Below are 21,126 nucleotides of genomic sequence, written 5' to 3'. Positions count from 1 at the left end.
TCAACTGCGCCGTTAGGATAGTCGCCATGTCCGAGCAGGAAGTCCGCTGGCTGACGCCGTCCCAGCAAGTTATATGGCGCAACTGGCTGAATGCCTGCGCGCGGATAAATGAGCAACTCAATGCCGACTTGCGCCCGCACAATCTCGATCTCAATGAATACGAGGTGCTCGTCGTGCTCTCGGAATCACCGGGTCACTCCATCCGCATGTCGCAGCTGGCCGAGGGATCCAACCAATCCCGCTCGCGACTCACACATACCGTCAACCGCATGGAGGCCGAGGGGCTGATCGTGCGGGAGACCGCCGCCCATGATCGCCGCGGGGTCATCGCCCGACTCACCGACAAGGGCTTCGAGCTGCTCAAGACCGCGGCTCCCGATCACGTCGCTTCGGTTCGGCGGGTGTTGATCGACCCAATCGCCGAGGACGACTGGGAAGGGCTCGGCAGGGCCATGCAGGCTGTGCTGGATGCTGCTGGGGCCAAGAAGTGAGCGCGCCGGCCGCCACACTCGACAAGGTCGCCGAACTGCGCGCTCAGCTCAGTGATCCGTCCTGCCTCGACCAGTCAACGCTCGCGAGGGCACTGTATTCGACGGATGCCTCGCTCTACCGCGTCGTGCCCGAGGTCGTCGCGACGCCGCGAACCACCGACGAGCTGATCGAGCTGGTGCGCGCCGGCCTGGCCGTCGGGTTGCCGATCACCGGACGCGGGGCCGGCACCTCCTGCGCGGGCAATGCGGTCGGTCCCGGACTGGTGATCGACACCTCCCGGTACCTGAACAAGGTGCTCTCGGTCGACATCGAGGCCGGCACCGCGGTCATCGAACCCGGCGTCGTGCAGGCCATGCTGCAAAAAGAGGTCAATCCGCACGGCTGGCGGTACGGCCCCGACCCGTCCACCTCGAACCGCTGCACGGTCGGCGGCATGATCGGAAACAACGCCTGCGGACCCCGCGCGCTGGGATACGGGCGCAGTGCCGACAACATCGTCGAGCTCGAGATCATCACCGGCACCGGTGAGCTGCTGACCCTTCGTCCGGACGCCCACGGCAGTCTTCTCGACAAGCTGCGCGCGCTGGTGCTGGACAATCTGGCCACCATCCGCACCGAGTTCGGGACCTTCTCGCGTCAGGTGTCGGGGTACAGCATGGAGCATCTGCTGCCCGAGCGGAATTTCGATGTGGCGAGCTTCTTCGCCGGCACCGAAGGCACCCTGGGCATCATCACCAGGGCCACCGTTCGCCTGGTGCGCGATGCCCCGCTGAAGACGACGGTGGCTCTTGGCTACCCGACCATGGCCGACGGTGCGGACGCCATGGAGCGTATCCTGCCGTACCGCCCGACCGCCTGCGAGGGTATGGACCGGCGGCTGTCGAATGTGGTCGCCGAGCGCATCGGGCCGCACGCCGTGCCGCCGCTGCCGGCCGGGGAGGCGTGGCTGTTCATCGAGTTAGTCGGCGATGACGCCGCGGAGATCGCCCAGCGCGCCCAGGCCATGGTGGACGCGTCCGGTGCCATCGAGGGCTGGGTAGTGCCCGATGCCGCCGAGGCCGCCCGGCTGTGGACGATCCGCACCGATGCGGCCGGCTTGGCCGCGGTCGCCCTGGACGCCCCGGCGCATGCGGGCTGGGAGGACTCGGCAGTGCCCGCCCCGCGGCTGGGTGCCTACCTGCGCGACTTCGATGAGTTGCTGATCCGCTTCGGGCTGCACGGGCTGCCGTACGGGCATTTCGGTGAGGGCTGCGTCCATTGCCGAATCGACTTCCCGCTGAACACCGAGAACGGCACCCAACTGTTGCACGACTTCATGTTCGCCGCCGGCGAGCTGGCGGCGCGTTACGGCGGCTCGATGTCGGGCGAGCACGGTGACGGCCGGGCGCGCAGCGAACTGCTGCCGTTGATGTACTCCCCCGCTGCGCTGTCACTGTTCGGGCAGGTGAAGCAGATCTTCGACCCCCAGAATCTGCTCAACCCGGGCATGCTGGTCGATCCCGAGCCGCTCAACGCCAATCTCCGGATTCCGCAGTTGCGCCGCTCGCCGCTGGCCATGAAGAACCCGGAGTTCACCCTCGAGGTGCATCAGTGCACCGGCGTCGGCAAGTGCCGCGCCAACACCACCAAGGCCGGCGGGGTGATGTGCCCGAGCTTCCAGGCGACCGGGGATGAGAAGGACGCCACCCGCGGGCGGTCACGCGTCCTGCAGGAGATGCTGAACGGTCAACTGATCACCGGGGGCTGGGCCTCTCCCGAGGTGGCCGAAGCCTTGGAGCTGTGCCTGGCCTGCAAGGGCTGCCGTCGCGACTGCCCCACCGGCATCGACATGGCTGCCTACAAGTCGCGGGTGCTCTACGAGAAGCACCGGCGCAAGCTGCGTCCGGTTTCGCACTATGCGCTGGGCTGGCTGCCGCGCTGGGGACGACTGGTCACCAAGCTGCGGCTGGGCGTGCTGGGCAATTTCGCGCTGCAGACCCCTGGCCTGAGCAATCTGGTTCGGGCGGCTGCCGGTGTCGATCAGCGGCGTCCGATGCCGCGTTTCCGGGTCGGTCGTGCCGCCAGCCAGCAGGACTACGAACTGGGCGAGGTTGCGGGTAAGCGTGGGCCGGTCGCGGTCTGGGTCGATTCGTTCACCGACGCCTTCGCCGGAGGCCAGCTGGTAGCGCTGCTGAATCTGCTGGTCAGCGTGGGATTCACGCCGCGGGTCATCACGCAGGATGCCTGCTGCGGGCTGACCTGGATCACCACCGGCCAGTTGGACGGCGCTCGCCGCCAGCTGACCCATGCGCTGGATGTGCTGGCTCCGATAGCCGAGCAGGGCATTCCGATTGTCGGCATGGAGCCCAGCTGCATGGCCGTGTGGCGTTCGGATGCCCCCGAGCTGCTGCCGGACGATGTGCGCGTGCCGGTGGTGGCGGATTCGATTCACACCCTCGCCGAACTTCTGGGGTCGTTGGACGACTGGCAGCCACCGAGCCTGGCCGGGCACACGATCGTTGCTCAGCCGCACTGCCACCACGCGTCCGTACTGGGCTGGGAAGCCGACGCGGCGCTGCTCCGGCGAACCGGCGCCCGGGTTGTCACACTCGGTGGGTGCTGCGGCCTGGCAGGCAACTTCGGTGTCGAACGCGGCCACTACGAGGTTTCGGTCAAGGTGGCCGAACACGATCTGCTCCCCGCGATCCGGGCTGCCGGGCCGGAGGCCGTGGTGCTGGCCGATGGCTTCTCCTGCCGCAAGCAGGTCGCCGATCTGGAGGGTTCGACCGCAGTCACGATGGCCGAGTTGCTCGTCGCCCATCTCTGACCGCCGCTCGGACGCTCGCCGTCCGCCGTCCATCCCAAACGCTCGCCGTCCATCCCAGACGCTCGCCATAAGTCAGTTCGCTCGCGTTCCAACAGAAGCGAACTGCTCAACGGCGAGCGTTCTGTGGGGGACGCTGCCCAGATGGGGGCGCGGCCACCGAGCGGCATCGCCCGCACCCATCGGCCGGCTCCATACTGCACGATCAACGACATGCTGCACGATCTACGAAAGTGGCACCCCCTATGGTTGCTGCGCCAGCTGCGCAAGAATGGACCTCGTCGACAGACGTAGACCCGCACGACGGTCGTCCGGCATCCACGTCGTCGCAGGAGGCGCAGGCATGAAAGCATTGGTGCTCACCGAGTACAACAAGTTCGACTATCTCGATGTGCCCACCCCCACACCGGGCACCGGCGAGGTGCTCATCAAGGTGAAGGCCTGCGCGGTATGCGGCAGCGACGTGCACGGCATGGACGGCTCATCGGGACGACGGCAGCCGCCCGACATCATGGGACACGAGGCGTCCGGCCAGATCGAAGCGGTCGGCCCTGGCGTCGAGGGCTGGTCGGTCGGTGACCGGGTCACCTTCGACTCCACGGTCTATTGCAACCAGTGCGATGCCTGTCTGGCGGGCAACGTGAATCTGTGCACCAACCGTCAGGTGCTCGGCGTCTCCTGCGACGACTACCGCAGAGACGGAGCCTTCGCCGACTATCTCGTGGTACCGGCCTACATCTGCTACCGGCTGCCCGACGAGGTCAGCTATGTGCAGGCCGCGATGGTCGAGCCGCTGGCCATCGCCTACCACGCGGCCACCCGCACCCCGGTGAAGCCGGGTATGAGCGCGGTGATCGTGGGAGTCGGGACGATCGGCCTGCTCACGCTGCAGGTCGTCAAGGCCATGGGCGCAGGACCGATCATCGCTGTCGACATCGACGACGCCAAGCTGGCGACGGCCTTGGACAATGGTGCGGACGCCGTCATCAACTCGGCTGCGCCCGATGCGTTGGCACGCCTGTTGGCGGCAACCCCCGGCGGCAAGGGCGTCGACATCGCCTTCGATGCCACAGGTATCGAAGCGACCGTCGACCTGTCCGTCCGTTCGGTGAAGCTGGACGGCTCGGTGGTGCTGATCGGCAATCTCGCACAGCACATCGGCTTCCCGCTGCAGTGGGTGGTAACCCGCCAGATCAGCCTCTTCGGTACCTGCGCATCGGCCGGTGAGTACAACGAATGCCTGCAGCTGATTGCCGACGGCAAGGTGGATGTCGAGGCGCTGATCTCGAAATCGGTGCCGTTGTCGGCCGGGCATGAATGGATCACCCGAGTCTACAACCGTGAGCCGGGCCTCAACAAGATCGTGCTGCTGCCCGAGGTCGAGGAGGTCGTCGCATGAGCGACACAATCAAGACCGCGGTGCTGGGTTGCGGCAAAGTCGGGCATTTCCACGCCAAGTGCTACCAGTCGCTGGACGGCAGCGAGTTCGTCGGAGCGGTGGGCACCAGGCCGGGACGCGGCGCGGCCTTCGGCGCCGAGTACGGTGTGCCCGGCTTCGACTCGCTGGCCGAACTGGTCGACCGGACCGGTGCGCAGGCGGTAAGCATCTGCACGCCGCACCCCAACCACGAGAGCTACGCGGTCGAGGCGGCACGGCTCGGCTTGCATATCGCCATCGAGAAGCCGCTGGCATCGACGCTGGCCGACTGCGATGCGATCATCGCCGCCGCCCAGCAGTCCCGCGTGATCGGCACGACGATCTGCCAGCGGCGCTTCTATCATCCGGCCATGCGCATCAAGCAGGCCATCGATGCCGGCAAGCTGGGTCATCCGATCCTCGGCACGGTCAACATGCTGGGCTGGCGCGACATGGGCTACTACCGCTCCGATCCCTGGCGCGGCACCTGGGCCGGTGAGGGCGGCGGTGTACTGGTCAATCAGGCGCCGCACCAACTCGACCTGCTGCTGTGGTACATGGGTGAGGTCGACGAGGTGGTGGGCTGCTGGGACACGCTCAACCATCCCGATCTCGAGGTGGACGACACCGCCATGGCACTGATCCGGTTCCGCAGTGGGGCGCTCGGCAACATCGTGGTGAGCAACTCGCAGAATCCGGCACTGTTCGGCAATGTCCGGGTGCACGGATCGAATGGCGCCAGTGTCGGGGTTCAAACCGATGGCGGTGCGATGTTCATCGCGGGCATGTCGGGCATCACCGAGCCGCCGGTCAATGATCTGTGGACGATCGCCCGTGAAGAGGATCGGCTTGCCGAACTCCAGGCCGAGGACTCGGAGTTCTTCAATTCGGTGGATTCGATGTACTACTTCCACCGTGAGCAGCTGGCCGATTTCCTGTCGGCGATCCGCGAGGACCGCGAGCCGCTGATCACGCTGGACGACGGCCGCCGCACGGTCGAACTGTTCACCGCCATCTACCGCTCGCAGGCCGAGCACGGCTGGGTGAAGCTCCCGCTGCAGTCCTGAGTCGTTGTAGTCCTGACTGCACCCGGCCCCCGAGGCCGGCCGATCACCGGTAGCGAGTACCCGTGATCGGCCGAACCTCGGGGGCCGGAACGTCTCGGCCTCAGCCCTTGACCGCACCCGCGGTCAGGCCGGTGACCACATACTTCTGGAAGAACAACGCGATGACCATGATCGGCAGGGTCACCACGCTGGCGGCCGCCATCAGCCCGCCCCAGTCGATGCTGGCGTAGCCGATGAAGTCGAAGATCGCCACCGGCAGGGTCTTGGTATCGGCTCCCGACAGCACCAGAGCGAACATGAAGTTGTTCCAGCTGAAGATGAACGACAGGATCGATGCGGTCGCGATCCCGGGCGTGCTCATCGGCAGCGTGATATGCCACATCGCACCGATCGGGGTGAGTCCGTCGACTTGAGCCGCCTCCTCCAATTCGGTCGGCATGCCGTCGAAGAAGCCCATCATGATGTACAGAATCAGCGGCAGCGCGACGAACATGTGCGACAGGATCAAGACGCCGTAGCCACCGACCATCCGCAGATTGCTGAACAGGTAGTACCACGGCACGAGCAGGGAAACACCGGGGATGACGCGGGCCATCAGCACGACCACCGCCTGCCGTTTCATCACGAAACGGCTCATGGAGTAGGCGGCCGGCACTCCGAGCACCAGCGAAATACCCGTCGACAATGCGGCGACCAGGAAGCTGTTCCACATGAACTTGCCGAAGTTCGCCTGCTGGAAGACCTTCTGGTAGTTCTCCATGGTCGGGGTGAATCTGAAGACCGTTGCGGTGTCGTAGATCTGCACATTGGTCTTGAACGAGCTGAGCACCATCCATGCCAGCGGCATCAGCATGATGAACAGCAGCAACGCGATCGCCACGATACGGAAGACGCGGTATCCACTTGAGACTCGCATCATCGCTCCTTGGTCCGCGAGGTGAGCGCCAGCATCGCCGCGATGATCAGCGCGAAGAACAAGATGAGCACAGTGGACGCGACACCATACTCGTTGTAGTCGAAGCTCAGGCCGTACGCATAGACGTTGAGCGTCTCGACCTCGTGGAAGGATCCCCCGCCACGTCCCTTGGTCGCATACAAGATGTCGAAGGTCTTGAGCGCGTCGATGCCGCGCAGCAGCAACGCCACCAGCACGCTCGGCCAAACCAGCGGAAGAGTCACGAACCAGAATCGCTGCCAGGTGCTGGCGCCGTCGATCGCGGCCGCTTCATCGACCTCGTCGGACAATGATGTCAAGCCTGCCAGCAGGATCAGCGCCACCATGGGAGTCCACTGCCAAACATCGATGAGCATCGTGGTCGGCAATGCTGTCCGCTCCCCTGCCAGCCAGGAGAACGGACCAAGCCCGACGAAACTGAGCAGGTAGTTAGCGGGACCGATGTTCGGGTCGAATATCAGTCTCCACATCATGCCGACCGCTACCGGCGTGGCGACCAGGGGCAACAGAATCGCCACCCGGACGATGCCCTGGCCACGGAACGATCTGCGGAGCAGCAGCGCGATGCACATGCCCAGAACCATCTGGGCAATCAGCACTCCCACGGTGAACACCAGGGTGCGCCCGACGGCCGGCCAGAAGCGCTCGGTGTCGGTGAGTACATCGATGTAGTTGTCGAAGCCGATGAAGGACTTGGGTGCTCGCACGGAGCCCTGAGCATTCGTGAGGCTCAGGTAGATCGTCCAGACGAGCGGAAAGATGAGCATTGCTGCCGTGAATACCATCGCGGGAGCTGCGAATAGCCACTTGCGGTGCCGATTGGCCCAGCGCGAGAAGGTGCTTTGGCGCGGTTGCGGCCGACTGGGCTGGTCCACAGCGACGGCTTGGCCGGACGCCGGGTTATCAATTGGAGCAGACATGTGTCGCCTTAGCGAATATGAGGGACTGAGATCGGAGATGCACGAGCAGTCTCGTGCATCTCCGATTGGGTATTGACCCGCTCGGGCCGGCCGGCAGTACCAAGGCTCCGGCGGCCCGATCGGCCCTGCTACTTCTCGTCGTCGAGGAACGCCTGGTAGGAGGTCTGAGCGCCGGCCAGGGACGCGTCGAGATCCTTGCCAGTGATCGAGTCCACGATCGGCTGACCGACGATCTCCCGAGCCTTCGCCACCTGGACGACCAACGGACGATCATGACCGACACCGTCGTCGGCGGCAGCTTGCGCGGCGGCCAACAGATCCGGCGGGTAGTCCTGGGTCGCTTGCGGATCCGCCCAGACCGAGGTGCGCGCACTCGGCACGCCCGCCTGCTGATTCAGCAGCGTCTGCTCCTTGCTGGTGGCCCACTCGATGAACTTCCAGGCATTGTCGATGTTCGTGGAACCGGCATTGACTCCAAGCGCCCATGACGGGATGTTGTACGGTCGTGATCCGGCCGGGCCCGCGGGGAACGCGGCGAAGCCGACCGTGTCGGCGACCTGGGACTTCGTCGGATCGGTGGCGTTCTTGTACAGCGAGTTCGCCTCGACATAGAAGCCTGCCTGGCCCTGGGTGAACACGGCCATGGCCTCGGGCCAGCTCATGTCGGTGCTGACATTGGCGGGTCCGTACTCACGGATCAAAGACCCGTACATGTCGTAGGCATCATGGGCGGCCTGGGTATCCAGGGTCGCCACGCCCGCACCGTCGTCGAAGTCGCCTCCGTAGCTGAACAGGAAGCTGGAGAACTGCGTGACTGCGGCCGTGCGTCCGGTGCGGGCGACGAAGCCCGCAACGCCCGGGTTGTCCTCATTGATCTTGGCAGACATCTCCTTCAGCTCATCCATCGTCGCCGGTGGCGCGGTGAATCCCGATGCCTCCAACAGGTCCTTGCGGTAGTACAGCACCTGCGTCTCGGTGATGATCGGCACCCCGACCACCTGACCCTCATAGGTGGTGGCGGTGACCGGACCGGCCTGGTAGTCGTCCCAATCCCATTCCGGGTTGCTGGTGACCTTGTCGGACAGGTCCGCCATCCATCCGTTGCGGGCGAACATCTTGCCCTCTTGCAGCGGCCGGTACATCATGACGTCGATATCGGACGAGCCCGCGTTGAGCTTGACGTTGTACTGATCAGACAACTGATCTTCGCCAAGCTGCGTGAGTTCCACTTTCAGGCCGGTCTGCGCGGTGAAATCGTCGAACTGAGCCTTGATGTTCTCGGTCCAGACGTGATTGGCAAGCGTCACTCGCACGGTGTCGCTCGGCGCTTGCGCAGCTTCCCCTCCCCCACATCCCGATACCACGAGGGGAACAGCCAGTGCGAACGTGACACCCATTGCATGTAAGCGTCTCACTGCATCTCCTTTGATTGTCTACTCAACGTTGAGTTACCCACGGATACGCTTGCACATCCGCGGCATGACCTAGAATAAATCAGACTTATCGAGCTGTGAAGCTCTTCACAGAAATGGTGGCCAAGCCGTAACCAATCAGATTGGAGACGCAGTGTCCGCAGCACAGCCGACGCCCAGCCCCTCGGGAGGCCTGTTGCAGCGCGAGGTGATCGAGCAACTCGGTAAGCAGATCGTCACCGGGCGCTGGCCCGGCGGGACGGTACTGCGGATGGACGAACTCGCCGATCAGCTGGACGTATCGCGCTCGGTCATCCGCGAGGCGATGAGCGCCTTGTCCGGCAACGGGCTCGTACAGTCCCGCAAGCACCGCGGCACCGTGGTGCAAGATCCCAGCCGGTGGAACGCGTTCGCGCCCGATGTGATCGCCTGGCGGCTGGACGATCCAGCCCAACGGGACGAACAGTTCCGTTCACTGGTCGAGCTGCGCACGGCAGTCGAGCCACAAGCCGCGAGGCTCGCTGCGGAGCGGATCGACTCCGATCGCGCGGCCGAGATGATCCGACTGGCGGCCCGCATGGTCGAATCCGGTTCGATGGGCAAGGTCGACGAGTTCGTCGAAGCCGACGTGGTCTTCCACAGATTGCTGCTGCAGTCGTCGGGCAACCCGCTGTTCGCGAGCCTCGAGCAGATCTTGAACGAGATCCTTGCCGGCAAGTACCGGCTGGGGTTGATGCCCATCATCCCCGACCCGCAGGCCAGCCACCGGCACCTCGAGCTCGCCACCGCGATTGCATCAGGAGATGCCCCAACCGCGGTGACGGCCTGCCTCGACATCGTCCTGCAATCGGCCGAAGAGCTGGGCAACAGCAGTCCCCAGCCCCGAGGTTGATCAGAGCCCCGAGGCTGATCAGTCGCGCATCAATCGACGGTGCTTGCTGGCGTGCGGACGCGCAGCCTCCTCGCCGAGCCGCTCCAGCTTGTTCTTCTCGTAGTCGGCGAAGTTGCCCTCGAACCAGAACCAGCGCGGCAGACCGTGGTCGTCCTCACCTTCCCAGGCAAGGATGTGGGTGGCCACCCGGTCGAGGAACCAGCGGTCGTGGGAGATCACCACGGCACAGCCGGGAAATTCCAGCAGCGCATCTTCGAGGCTCTGCAGCGTCTCGACATCCAAGTCGTTGGTCGGCTCGTCGAGGAGCAGCAGATTGCCGCCCTGCTTCAGGGTCAGAGCCAGGTTCAGCCGGTTACGCTCACCGCCCGACAGCACGCCGGACGGCTTCTGCTGATCGGGACCCTTGAAACCGAAGGACGCCACATAGGCGCGGCTGGGCACCTCGAAGCTGCCCACCTTGATGTAGTCGAGCCTGTCCGAGACGACCTCCCAGACGTTCTTCTCGGGATCCAGCCCTTCCCGGCCCTGGTCGACGTAGCTGATCTTGACGGTCTCACCGACCTTCAGGGTGCCCGAATCCGGCTGCTCCTCGCCGACGATCATCTTGAACAGCGTGGTCTTGCCGACGCCGTTCGGGCCGATCACACCGACGATGCCGGCGCGCGGCAGGTCGAACGTCAATCCGCTGATCAGCACCCGGTCGTCGAAGGCCTTGTGCAGATCGTTCACCTCGAGCACCAGGCTGCCCAGCCGCGGACCCGGCGGGATGTTGATCTCGGCGGGATCGAGCTTACGGTTGCGTTCGGCGTCGGCGGCCAGTTCCTCGTAGCGGGCCAGGCGGGCCTTGTTCTTGGCTTGCCGGGCTTTGGGCGACGAGCGCACCCACTCGAGTTCGCGCTCCAAGATCTTGGCTCGCTTGGCATCCTTCTGACCCTCGATGGTCAGACGCTTGCGCTTGGTCTCGAGGTAGGTCGAGTAGTTGCCCTCGTAGGGATACAGGCGTCCGCGGTCGATCTCACAGATCCATCCCACCACGTTGTCGAGGAAGTAACGGTCGTGAGTGATGCACAGCACCGCTCCCGGGTAGCTCTTCAGGTGACCTTCCAGCCAAGCTACCGATTCGGCGTCCAGGTGGTTGGTGGGCTCGTCGAGCAGCAACAGATCGGGCTGTTGCAGCAGCAACTTGCACAATGCCACGCGGCGCCGCTCACCGCCCGACAGCACATCGACGATGGTGTCCGGCGGCGGGCAACCCAGCGCATCCATGGCTTGCTCGAGACGGGAATCGACATCCCAGGCATCGCGGGCGTCGAGCTCGGTCTGCAGCTCGCCCATCTCGGCCAGCAGGGTGTCGAAGTCGGCGTCCGGATCGGCCATCGCCTCCGAGATCTCGTTGAATCGGCGAAGCATTGACTTGACCTCGGAGACGCCCTCCTCGATGTTCTCCAAGACGGTCTTGCCCTCGGTCAGTGGCGGCTCCTGCATGAGGATGCCGACTGTCGCACCCTTGGCCAGCTGAGCGTCACCGTTGTTGATGGGCTCCAAACCTGCCATCACCTTGAGCAGCGTGGACTTGCCGGCCCCGTTCGGGCCGACGACGCCGATCTTGGCGTCCGGAAGGAACGAGAGGGTGACATTGTCCAGGATCAACTTGTCCCCGATCGTCTTGCGGACGTTGTGCATGGTGTAAATGAACTCGGCCATTCGGCGCGTGCTTCCTTCGTTCGCAGCGTGACCGTCGGGCAGGCCGGACGATCTGGGCAGGTGGGGTGGTGCCCGTCCATTATGCCGCACCTGCCAAGCCAACCGAATCATCGCGGCAGTCCCGGATTCAGCCGGCCAGTTCGCTGCTCGGCTCCACGTCGCCATCGTCGCGTCCCGGATCAGCCTCCTCCGGCTGCCGGGCCCAGGCGATCCGGGTGAAGGCGGTGGTGCCGCGGCTCAGGTCGTGGCCGATCGAGCTGGCCTCGATGACCATCCGTTCGTGTTTGGTGCCCTCGGATTCCCAGACCTTGGTGCGCAGCCGGCCGAAGACGACCACCGGGTCACCCTTGGCCAGCGAGTCGCGCGCGTTGTCGGCCAGCCGGTTGGTGCATTCGATGTTCACCCAGGTGGTGTGGCCATCGATCCAGTCGTCACCGCGGCGTATCCGGGGTGTGCTGGCCAACCGGAAGCTCGCCCTGCTGTAGTTGTCGGTTGCCCGGTGCTCGACGTCGGTGCCGAGGTTTCCCGAAACGGTGATGTACGCATCCATCATGGGGGTCCTTTCTCGTTGGACCCCAATGATTGGTGACTAGCACCCCGAATCGGTCAAAGACGTCGCCAGCTGTGGATAACTCCGTGAGATGACCGCCTGGCAAGGCTCAGCCGATGGCCCGCGATGCCTCCTGGCGTCCCTGGTTGAACCGCGTCAGTTCGCCGTTGACTGGGGAAATCACCAGCCGGTCGGCGACGTCAACGATGGAACGGGTGAGTGCGCGTTCGGCGCGGCCACCCTTGGCTCTCGCGTCCAGTTCCACTCCGGCCCGCGAAATCAGGCTTACCAGCATGCCGAGCAGGGCACCGCCCAATAGCATCACCGTCGGCAGCGGTGCGCGCCCCACCCGGACGACGGGCAGCTGCGGCAACTGCAGATAGTTCAGCACCAGGTCGAGCAGCAGCCAGCCGGCGCCGACGACCGCGGCGACGAAGATGATCCACTGCAGCACCTGAACGACCGTCCACCAGCCCTGGCCCCGCTCCATCGCCAGATCGGTGGCACCGACAGCGCGATCGAGTTCGTCCGGCAGGTCATTGCGGTGGGCCAGCGTAGCCTCCCGGACCGCTGTCGCGAAGCCGTCGGGCAGGCCCTGGCTCGATGAGGCGGCCAGACCCCGCAACGCGATGTCGACCCGCGCGGTCTGCACACCACCCGCGGTCGGCAGGCTTGTGCGCTGCACCGATGCCGGTTCTAGTTCGTCGGGTCGTTTCTTGCCGCGTGGCACCGCGCGATCGAGATGCAGCATGCGTAGTGGGTCCGGCGTGAACCGGCGCAGCCACTTGGTGACCGGCCAACCGGTGGCCAGGCCTCCCCTGTGGCGCATCGATTTCAGCACGGCGTCCCGCACGATGCTCGCTCCGGCGGCCTCGGCGAGCGCCTTGTTCAACTCGCGCGCCCTGGCTTCGGGCACCTTCGTGGGCACTTTGGCGTCCCCGAACTCGGTCTTCATCGAATGCGCCACGCTTGAGATGTCGGACGACAACCGGTTCGCCGCGGTCTTCTTCTCACGCACGGTCGTGGCGATCGTCTTGCGCAGCGTCTCGATGCCCATGCCGGTCAAGGCGGAGGCGGCGACGCAGCTGGTCTTGCTCAAGCCCTCGGAGTCGAGCAATCCCCGCAGATCGCGCATGGTCTCGCGCAGCTGGTCACCGGTCAGCCGGTCGGCCTGGTTAAGCACCACGAGCATCACGCCGGCATGGTCGGCGAGCGGCTTCAGGTAGTCGTTGTGCAGCGTGGCGTCCGCGTACTTCTGGGGGTCGACCACCCACACCAGCATGTCGACGAGTTCGACGAGCCGGTCGGCCTCGGCGCGATGGGCCGCGACCGTCGAATCGTGGTCGGGTAGGTCGATGAGGACGAGACCATTCAGCACCGGGTCGTCGCCTTGCACCAAGTGACGGCGCGGCACGTCGAGCCAGTCCAAGAGCTCGTGCGGCAGCTGCGCACCCCAGTAAGCGGCCATCGATCTGTTGGTGGTCGGACGCTTGAGTCCCGGCTCGGCGAGCCGGGTGCCGGAGATCGCGTTGAACAGGCTGGACTTTCCCGACCCGGTCGCCCCGGCCAGCGCGATGACAGTGGTGTCGCCCGCGATCGCGAGCCGACGGTCGGCCTTGCGGGTCACTCGGCGAGCTTGGTCCACCACGTCGTCACTGAGCCGACCGGCTGCGAGGTCTGCGGCCCGGCTCAGGGCCTGAACACGGGTGGCGAGGGATTCGGCTGCACGTTCGGGTTTCGACATCAGTTGCTGCCATCCTGCCGGTTGTCGTGCACGAGTTCGGCATCGACGATCTCCGCATCCGCGGCGTTGACCTGAGCGATCTCAACCGCGGTGCTGCCGGTGGTCAGTTCCTGGTGGGGCGCACCATCGAGGGCCGGTCTCGCCGGCGAACCCGGCCGCAGAGCCTGACCACCCGCACCCCGGGCGCGTTCGACCTCGACGACCGCCTGCCGGACATTGGCGGCATCGTCGGGTCCGATACCCAGATCGTCGATCACGCGGGTGAAGCGCACCAGTTCACCGGCCATCAGGCCCTCGACCCGCGCGTCCAGTTCCTGTTTGGCTGTCGTCGCCAGCTTGCGCACCGCCTCATCACCGAAGACGGATTCGAGCAGCCGCTGGGCCAGTACCGTCGTGCCGACTGCAACCCCGCCCTCGGCTCCGGTGAGACCGCCGGTGTTGAAGAAAATGACCAGCATCAGGGCAGCGCCCACCCCGTTGACGCTGAGCGCAGCGATCCGCGCGGAGGTGCGTTTGCCCTTGCCCTCGTTCGCGACCAGTGCGAGCACATCGGACTGCCAGTCGCGGATGGCGCGCGCAGTCGAGCCCGCCAGTTCGTCGCCGGGACGAACCAGCTCCGGGTAGCGGGCCATCAGTTCCCGGCCGGCCGGATTGGCTTTCCAGGCGACGACGGCGCGTTCGGCGGCGGCGGCCGCCTCCCCGTTGATCAGGGCTTCCAGCCCGCTGCTGGCTGCGACCCCGACCCGCTCTGCGCGCTGCGAATTGCCCGTGAAGAAACCAGCGATTCGGTCCCGCAGCCGACTGACGCCCTGGTCGAGGCTGCGCATCAGGTCACCGGTACCCACGTAGTCGTGCCAGCGTGACAGCACCTCGCCGCGCAGCAGGGTGCCATCGGCCGACTGCACCGCGACCGCGCGGGCAGCCTCCGCGAACGCCTTCTGGGCGTCACTGGCCAGCTGCACGGCGACCTCTCGCTGGCTGTCGAGGGCATTCGCGACCTCAGGCGCGCGCTGTACGAGGGAGCCGATCGCTCCGTCGAGAGTCCGCCGGACGACGCGTTCCCGGGATTCCTTGTCGGCGGCCAGGGTGGCCAGGTAGGTCCGGACCGGAGCCACCGCCGAATCGGGCAGCAGGCCCAGATCGTCCACGACGGTCTCCGGCACCGCGAACAGCGGAGCGTCCGCCAGGCCCCGGTCGGACATCATCTGTCCGAGGTCGGCGGGCACGACAGCCATCGCCCCCGGAGGCACCCGGTCGAGCACCACCGAGATGGCGGCGCCCCGGCTGGCGGCGGTGCGCAGGAATTCCCACGGGACCGCATCGGCATAGCGGGCCGCGGAGGTGACGAACAGCCACAGATCGGCCGCATCGAGAAGCTGGGTGGCCAACAGCCGGTTCTCCTTGACGACCGAATCGATGTCCGGGGCGTCCAGGATCGCCAGCCCTGCGGGCAACGTCGGTTCGGACACCAGCTGCAGCGAACGCTGGTCCCGGCTGGAGACCCGGGAGCGGATCAGCCCGGGCAGCACACGGTCGTCGTCGAACCAGCGGCCGTCGTCCGGATTGTGAATCAGCACCGGCGAGCGGGTGGTGGGGCGGATGACGCCTGGCTGTGAGACCACGCGTCCGATGAGCGAGTTGACCAGTGTGGACTTGCCTGCGCCGGTGGAACCGCCGACCACAGCCAGCAGCGGCGCCTCCAGGTTGACCAGTCGAGGCAGGACGTAGTCGTCGAGCTGACTGACGATCTGATGGATCGTTGTCTGGGCAGCCGTGCGATCGGGCAACGCCAGCGGGAACCGTGCCTGGCTCAACGCCGAACGCAAGGAGGTCAGCGACCCTGCCAACTCCATCGCGTCCTCCTCAATACGAACCGTTCACGCCCATTGTGGCGTCTACCTGACACTTTGGCACGTCAACGCCACTGTGCGGGCCACCCTCCGCCACCGGTAGCCACCGGAACGCCGGTGGGTGGCGACCACGACTGGGGCGGCTGCTTGCGCGCCCGGCGCGCCCGGCGCTCGGCGCGCGCGTCCTTCACGCGTTGCACGAGCGAGCGTACCGCTTCGCCCCACTGCGGCGGGATGAACGGGACGCCACGAACGTGATCGATCGCCCAGACCCGGGCCTCACCGGCGGCCAGGATGAGGTCGCGTTCACGCTCGATCGCCATCGCATCGACGATTCCGCGCATCTCGGCATCACGCAGATAGGCGATCTCGGTAAGGCTGCGCTGCAGGCGCAGGGTGGCCCGGAAGACCCGAGGACCGCGCAGGAATGCGGCGAGGGCCATCCGCCAGCGCCCGAACAGCTTGCTCATCTCGGCCGGATCATCGATCTGTAGCCAGCCGAGCTCGACCAGCTCGGTGAGCCTGGCCCGGATGTTGCGGGTCTGGTGGACGTACCGGAAAATCGTGTAGACGCCCAGCGCGAGGACGCCGATCCAGCCGCCGATGATCAGCACCAACGTGCTGCTGGACAGCGATGCGAACCCGTTGAAGAGCATGTGCCCGAACGCCGCGGCGAGATAACCGGCCACCGGCGCCAGAACACGGACGATCTTGCTGCGGTTGGTCAGGGCGGCGATCATGCCGAGCGCAGTCAACGAGGTGAACAGCAGATGCCCGAACGACAGCACCACCCCGCGCAGCACGAAGAGCTGATGCAGCTCTGCTTCGGCGTCGGTGCCGTAGATCGTGACCGCGTACAGGTAGGTGCGAATGTAGTAGACGACGTTCTCGCTGAATGCGAAGCCGGCTGCTGACAAGGCAGCCAGCGTGAGCGCCTGATGGACGCCGACGATCCGCCTGCGCATGGCGATCGCGATGAAGAAAAGTATGGTCGCCTTCGCGGCTTCCTCGACGAAGGGCGCCGAGAAGATCGCAGCCCGGGCGCCCTGAGACGGATCCACCGGGCCTTCGGCTCGCATCAATTCGCCGGCCCAGGTGTTGACGTGCAGCGAGATGAAGACGGCCGCGCAGGCTCCCCAGCCGAGCGCGAGCCATTTCATCGACCAGGTAGTGGGACGCAAGCGGTCCAGAAAGACCAGCAGCAGCACGTAGCAGCCGAGCGTCGCGGCGGCGAACGGGATGACCTTCAGGTAGGCCTCATTGATCTGGCCCCAGACCAGCACCGTCGGGTTTCCGGTCGCCTCCTTGGTGACCGCGCCGACTTCTTCGATCAGCCCGTCGCCGACCGTGCGGTAGACGGTGAACAACAGGCCGGCGTAGACCAGCGTCATCGCGAGGACGATCCAGGTGTAGGGATTGCGAAGCAGGCGCTGATGCCACTTGAGCGACGGATCCACCTGCTGGGCCAAGCCGTTCTGCCGCCGCCGGTACTGGGCCGGCCGATCGTCGTGGCCGGCTTCCCCACGGCCGTCGGGAGCGTGACTGACGACAGCCGCAGCGCCGCGTCCGGTCGCCCGCACGGGAATGGTGGAGGCCGGAGGCCGCCACGTGTTGGCGTCAGCAGTCATGTGGGCAAGACTATCGCGCCCTGAACTCGTCCCCGCTCCGGCGAACGGTCAAGTCCGTGCCCACTGGCCCGCCCGGCGCCCCCGGCGGGGATCGAACCCGCGGCCAGCCGCTTAGAAGGCGGATGCTCTATCCACTGAGCTACGGAGGCACGGACAGTCTAGAGGATGCTCCCCCGGCCCATCCGCCCGCGGGTGCTGGATCAACCATCGGATTCTCCGGCTTCGCGGCAGTGGCATACCCTTAGGGACGTGATGGACATGCTGGTGTGGATCGACTGTGAAATGACCGGGCTCAACCTGGCTACCGATGCTTTGGTCGAAGTCGCGGTACTGGTGACCGATGGCGAGCTCAAGGTGCAGGGCGAAGGCCTCGACCTGTTGATCCCGCCGTCCCAGCAGGCACTGGAGCAGATGAACGAGACGGTGCTCAAGATGCACTCCGATTCGGGTCTTCTCGACGAGTTGGAGAAGGCAACCCTGAGCATGGCCGACGCCGAGGCGCAACTGCTCGACTACATCAAGACCTATGTGCCCGATGCCCGGAAGGCCCCGCTGGCCGGTAACACGGTCGGCACCGACCGCGCCTTCCTCGCCCGGGACATGCCCGAGCTCGAGGGCCATCTGCACTACCGCAACGTGGATGTCTCCAGCATCAAGGAGCTGGCCCGACGCTGGTATCCGCGGGCCTACTACAACGCTCCGGACAAGAACGGCAACCACCGGGCGCTCGCCGACATCCAGGAGTCGATCGAGGAGTTGCAGTACTACCGCGAGGCCGTCTTCGTCCCGCAGCCCGGCCCCACCAGCACCGCGGCTCGGGCCATTGCAGCCAAGTGTCAGGGCTCACTGACCGGTTTCGCCGCGCAGGCCTGAGCCCAGCGCTCGGATCGTCGGTATGCCGGCGGACGCGGCGCAGGTCCGCGCGTCTGGTCAGCGGCGGTCGAAGACCTTCCGGATGACCCACTTTCCGGCCTCGACGAGCAGGAAGACGACGATGGTCATCCCGAAGATCCGGCCCCACTCGGCAAACCCGATGGGGGCCGAATGGAACCAGATGTGCATGAACGGCGCGTAGATGAACAGGCACTGCAGTGCCAGCAGACCAGCGACTCCGTACCAGATCATCCGGTTGCCGACCAGCACCCGCCAGGTCAGCGATGAGGTATTGAGGAAGCGGCAGTTGAACAGATAGGCCAACTGCCCGAAGGCCAGCATCGTCACCGCTGTGGTCTGGGCCATGGCGTAGCTGCCGCCGGTATTGCGTTCGATGATGAACAACCACAAGGTCACCCCGCCGATCAGCAGTGAGGTCCACAGCACCTGCACCAAGGTGCGCGGCGACAGCACCTGTTCGCTGGGGGCGCGGGGCGGGCGCCGCATGATGCCGGGCTCGGCTGGTTCACCGGCCAAGGCCAGCGACAGCGTCAAAGCGGTCACCAGGTTGATCCACAAGATCTGGACGGGGGCCAGCGGCAGGGCGATACCGACCATCACCGCAACCAGAATGATCAAGGCTTGGGCGCCGTTGGTCGGCAGCAGGAACGCGACCGACTTACGGATGTTGTCGTAGATCCGGCGTCCCTCCTCCACTGCCCGTTCGATGGTGGCGAAGTTGTCGTCGGCCAGCACGATATCGGCGGCCTCCTTGGTCGCCTCGGTGCCCTTGATGCCCATCGCGACCCCGACATCTGCACGCGTGATGGACGGCGCGTCGTTGACACCATCGCCGGTCATCGCGACGACTTCGCCCTGCGACTGGAGTGCCCGCACGATGCGCAGCTTGTGCTCCGGCGAGGTGCGCGCGTAGACGTCGACATCACGGGCCACCAGCGTCAGCTCGTCTTGACGCATCGCGTCCAGGTCGGCCCCGGTCAGCGCCTCCACTCGGCCGTCCGTCCCCACGATGCCGAGTTCGCGGGCGATGGCCACCGCAGTGCCCTTGTGGTCGCCGGTGATCATCTTCACCCGGATGCCCGCGGTGTGGGCGTCGGCGATCGCGTCGGTGACCTCCGGGCGCGGTGGATCGACGATGCCGACCAGCCCCAGGAAGGTCAGGTCAGTGTCCAGATCGGCCAGCTCGATGGATTCCACACCGTCGGCGGGACGCTCGGCCACCGCGAGAACCCGCAGACCCTGTACCGACAACTCATCGATATGTCGTTCCCAGGCCTCGATATCCACCGGCACCCGCTCACCGGTGGCGGTCAGCTGGCTGGACGAGCGGTCGAGCAGCCGGTCCGGCGCTCCGAGCGCATGAATGATCCGCCGGGTTCCATCGCCGTCGGGAACGTCATCGAGTGTTGCTGAGAACTTGTGCGCGGATTCGAAGGGTACCTGGGCGAGGCGGACGACATCGTCGACGTCGGCTCCCGCCTTCGCCGCCAGCACATCCATGGCTCCCTCGGTGGGCTGTCCGACCACCCGCCAGCCTTCATCGGTCTGTTCGACCCGCGCATCGTTGGCCACCCCGGCGGCCAGCACCAGAGCTTCCAGGTCGGGATGGTTCGCGAGGTCGGCTGTCTCACCGGCCTCGGTCGTGATGCGGCCGGTGGGTTGATATCCGGTGCCCTCGACCTGGTAGATGCCGTCGGCGGTGACGACGCTGCGTGCGGTCATCTCGTTCTGGGTGAGGGTTCCGGTCTTGTCCGAGCAGATGGTGGTGACCGAGCCCAGGGTCTCGACCGAGGCCATCTTGCGGGTGATGGCATTGCGCTTGGCCATCTGCTGAACGCCGAGGGCGAGTGTCACCGTCACCAGGGCCGGCAGGCCTTCCGGGACTGCGGCGACCGCGAACCCGATCGCCGACGACATCAGCTCGTCCCCGGTGAAGTCGTGGAAGATGCGTCCGACCAGCAGCATCACGACGGCGAGCAGGCCGATGAGGATCGACAGTTGTTTGCCCAGGTGGGCCAGCTGACGGGTCAACGGGGTATCGAGCTGGTCCTGGTCGGAGACCAGCGACGAAATGCGTCCGATCTCGGTGTCGGCACCGGTGGCGACCACCACTCCCTCGCCGGTGCCTGCGGTGATGATCGTGCCCGAGAAGAGCATGGACGAACGGTCACCGAGACCGGCCTCTACACAGACCGGAACCACGTCCTTTTGGGCCGGCACCGATTCGCCGGTCATGGCGGCTTCGTCCGCCTGCAGCGACGACGCCTCCAGCAGCCTCAGGTCGGCGGGTACCCGGTCGCCGGACCGGACACGCACGACATCGCCGACCACCAGGGTGGCGGCGTCCACCACACCCCAGCTGTCGTCGCGCAGCGCCTGAGCGTCCAGCGATTGCATGTCCTGAAGACTGGCCAGCGCGGACGCGGCGCGACCCTCCTGAATGAATCCGATGACCGCGGTGGCCACGATGACAACGCTGATCACCGCGAAGTCGATCCAGTCGCCGCTGATCGCCTTGAGCACGGCAGCGGCGATCAGAATGTAGATCAGCACATCGTCGAAGTGCGCCAGCAGGCGACGCCAGGCGGGCTTCTGGGTCGGTTCGGGAAGCGTGTTGCTGCCGTCTCGCTCGAGCCTTCGGGCTGCCTCAGTGCCGGACAGACCGCCGGACGAGGCGTCCAGCAGCTCGAGCACGTCCTGCGGGGACTCTGCCCACGGTTTGGCATCGGCTGTCGTCTGGGGAGCATTCGTCACTGTCGCCACGCTCCCCGAGTTTAGTGTGCGCAAGCGCCGACGAA

At 65.8% G+C, this 21,126-nt stretch carries 15 protein-coding genes and 1 tRNA gene; 6 read left to right on the top strand and 10 right to left on the bottom strand.

The window, feature by feature from the left end:
• The first annotated feature begins 26 nt into the window (after positions 1–26).
• From QUE25_RS12080 to QUE25_RS12065, 4 genes are all read left to right on the top strand, one after another.
• Complete coding sequence (locus tag QUE25_RS12080; RefSeq protein WP_286265329.1) at positions 27–491, top strand: MarR family winged helix-turn-helix transcriptional regulator; 465 nt, start codon at positions 27–29, stop codon at positions 489–491.
• Positions 488–3,298: an FAD-binding and (Fe-S)-binding domain-containing protein gene (locus tag QUE25_RS12075; RefSeq protein WP_286265327.1), complete on the top strand. Its 2,811-nt coding sequence runs from the start codon at positions 488–490 to the stop codon at positions 3,296–3,298. The genes QUE25_RS12080 and QUE25_RS12075 overlap by 4 nt, the downstream gene beginning before the upstream one ends.
• Before the next feature lie 340 nt (positions 3,299–3,638).
• A complete protein-coding gene (locus QUE25_RS12070) occupies positions 3,639–4,694 on the top strand; it encodes a zinc-dependent alcohol dehydrogenase (RefSeq protein WP_286265325.1) in 1,056 nt (351 codons plus the stop codon).
• Positions 4,691–5,779 (top strand): Gfo/Idh/MocA family protein, encoded by a 1,089-nt coding sequence (locus QUE25_RS12065; RefSeq protein WP_286265324.1) that lies wholly within the window; start codon positions 4,691–4,693, stop codon positions 5,777–5,779. Before QUE25_RS12070 ends, QUE25_RS12065 begins: the two co-directional genes overlap by 4 nt.
• A 100-nt stretch (positions 5,780–5,879) precedes the next feature.
• On the opposite strand, the gene QUE25_RS12060 is transcribed toward QUE25_RS12065, so the two are convergent.
• The 3 genes from QUE25_RS12060 to QUE25_RS12050 form a co-directional block, all read right to left on the bottom strand.
• Complete coding sequence (locus tag QUE25_RS12060; RefSeq protein WP_286265322.1) at positions 5,880–6,695, bottom strand: carbohydrate ABC transporter permease; 816 nt, start codon at positions 6,693–6,695, stop codon at positions 5,880–5,882.
• Complete coding sequence (locus QUE25_RS12055; RefSeq protein WP_286265320.1) at positions 6,695–7,501, bottom strand: carbohydrate ABC transporter permease; 807 nt, start codon at positions 7,499–7,501, stop codon at positions 6,695–6,697. Before QUE25_RS12055 ends, QUE25_RS12060 begins: the two co-directional genes overlap by 1 nt.
• Before the next feature lie 281 nt (positions 7,502–7,782).
• Positions 7,783–8,961, bottom strand: coding sequence for an ABC transporter substrate-binding protein (locus QUE25_RS12050; RefSeq protein ID WP_286265318.1), 1,179 nt, complete (start codon positions 8,959–8,961; stop codon positions 7,783–7,785).
• A gap of 259 nt (positions 8,962–9,220) precedes the next feature.
• Here QUE25_RS12050 and QUE25_RS12045 point away from each other — a divergent pair, with 259 nt between their 5' ends.
• The gene (locus QUE25_RS12045; RefSeq protein ID WP_286265316.1) at positions 9,221–9,958 is read left to right on the top strand and encodes a FadR/GntR family transcriptional regulator; all 738 of its coding nucleotides are present in this window, start codon (positions 9,221–9,223) and stop codon (positions 9,956–9,958) included.
• 18 nt (positions 9,959–9,976) lie between these two features.
• On the opposite strand, the gene ettA is transcribed toward QUE25_RS12045, so the two are convergent.
• The 6 genes from ettA to QUE25_RS12015 form a co-directional block, all read right to left on the bottom strand.
• Positions 9,977–11,662 (bottom strand): energy-dependent translational throttle protein EttA, encoded by a 1,686-nt coding sequence (gene ettA / locus QUE25_RS12040; protein WP_286265314.1) that lies wholly within the window; start codon positions 11,660–11,662, stop codon positions 9,977–9,979.
• Between the two features lie 127 nt (positions 11,663–11,789).
• Positions 11,790–12,212: a single-stranded DNA-binding protein gene (locus QUE25_RS12035; protein WP_286265304.1), complete on the bottom strand. Its 423-nt coding sequence runs from the start codon at positions 12,210–12,212 to the stop codon at positions 11,790–11,792.
• 109 nt (positions 12,213–12,321) lie between these two features.
• The gene (locus tag QUE25_RS12030; protein ID WP_286265302.1) at positions 12,322–13,956 is read right to left on the bottom strand and encodes a GTPase; all 1,635 of its coding nucleotides are present in this window, start codon (positions 13,954–13,956) and stop codon (positions 12,322–12,324) included.
• Entirely contained in the window at positions 13,956–15,809 is a 1,854-nt protein-coding gene (locus tag QUE25_RS12025) for a GTPase family protein (RefSeq protein WP_286265300.1), read from the bottom strand. The genes QUE25_RS12030 and QUE25_RS12025 overlap by 1 nt, the downstream gene beginning before the upstream one ends.
• 62 nt (positions 15,810–15,871) lie before the next feature.
• Positions 15,872–17,434 carry a PrsW family intramembrane metalloprotease gene (locus QUE25_RS12020; RefSeq protein WP_286265299.1) on the bottom strand — a complete coding sequence of 521 codons (1,563 nt, stop codon included), beginning with the start codon at positions 17,432–17,434 and terminating at the stop codon, positions 15,872–15,874.
• A gap of 76 nt (positions 17,435–17,510) precedes the next feature.
• Positions 17,511–17,583, bottom strand: a tRNA-Arg gene (locus QUE25_RS12015).
• 109 nt (positions 17,584–17,692) lie between these two features.
• Between QUE25_RS12015 and orn the strand changes: the two genes are divergently transcribed.
• Entirely contained in the window at positions 17,693–18,307 is a 615-nt protein-coding gene (gene orn, locus QUE25_RS12010) for an oligoribonuclease (protein ID WP_286268560.1), read from the top strand.
• 57 nt (positions 18,308–18,364) lie between these two features.
• On the opposite strand, the gene QUE25_RS12005 is transcribed toward orn, so the two are convergent.
• Positions 18,365–21,091: a cation-translocating P-type ATPase gene (locus tag QUE25_RS12005; RefSeq protein ID WP_286265297.1), complete on the bottom strand. Its 2,727-nt coding sequence runs from the start codon at positions 21,089–21,091 to the stop codon at positions 18,365–18,367.
• Positions 21,092–21,126: the final 35 nt, after the last annotated feature.

It is taken from the genome of Brooklawnia propionicigenes, from assembly GCF_030297015.1.
GTDB lineage: Bacteria > Actinomycetota > Actinomycetes > Propionibacteriales > Propionibacteriaceae > Brooklawnia > Brooklawnia propionicigenes.
The sequence above is the reverse complement of the archived record's forward strand: the minus strand, read 5'-3'. Positions and strand labels throughout refer to the sequence as shown.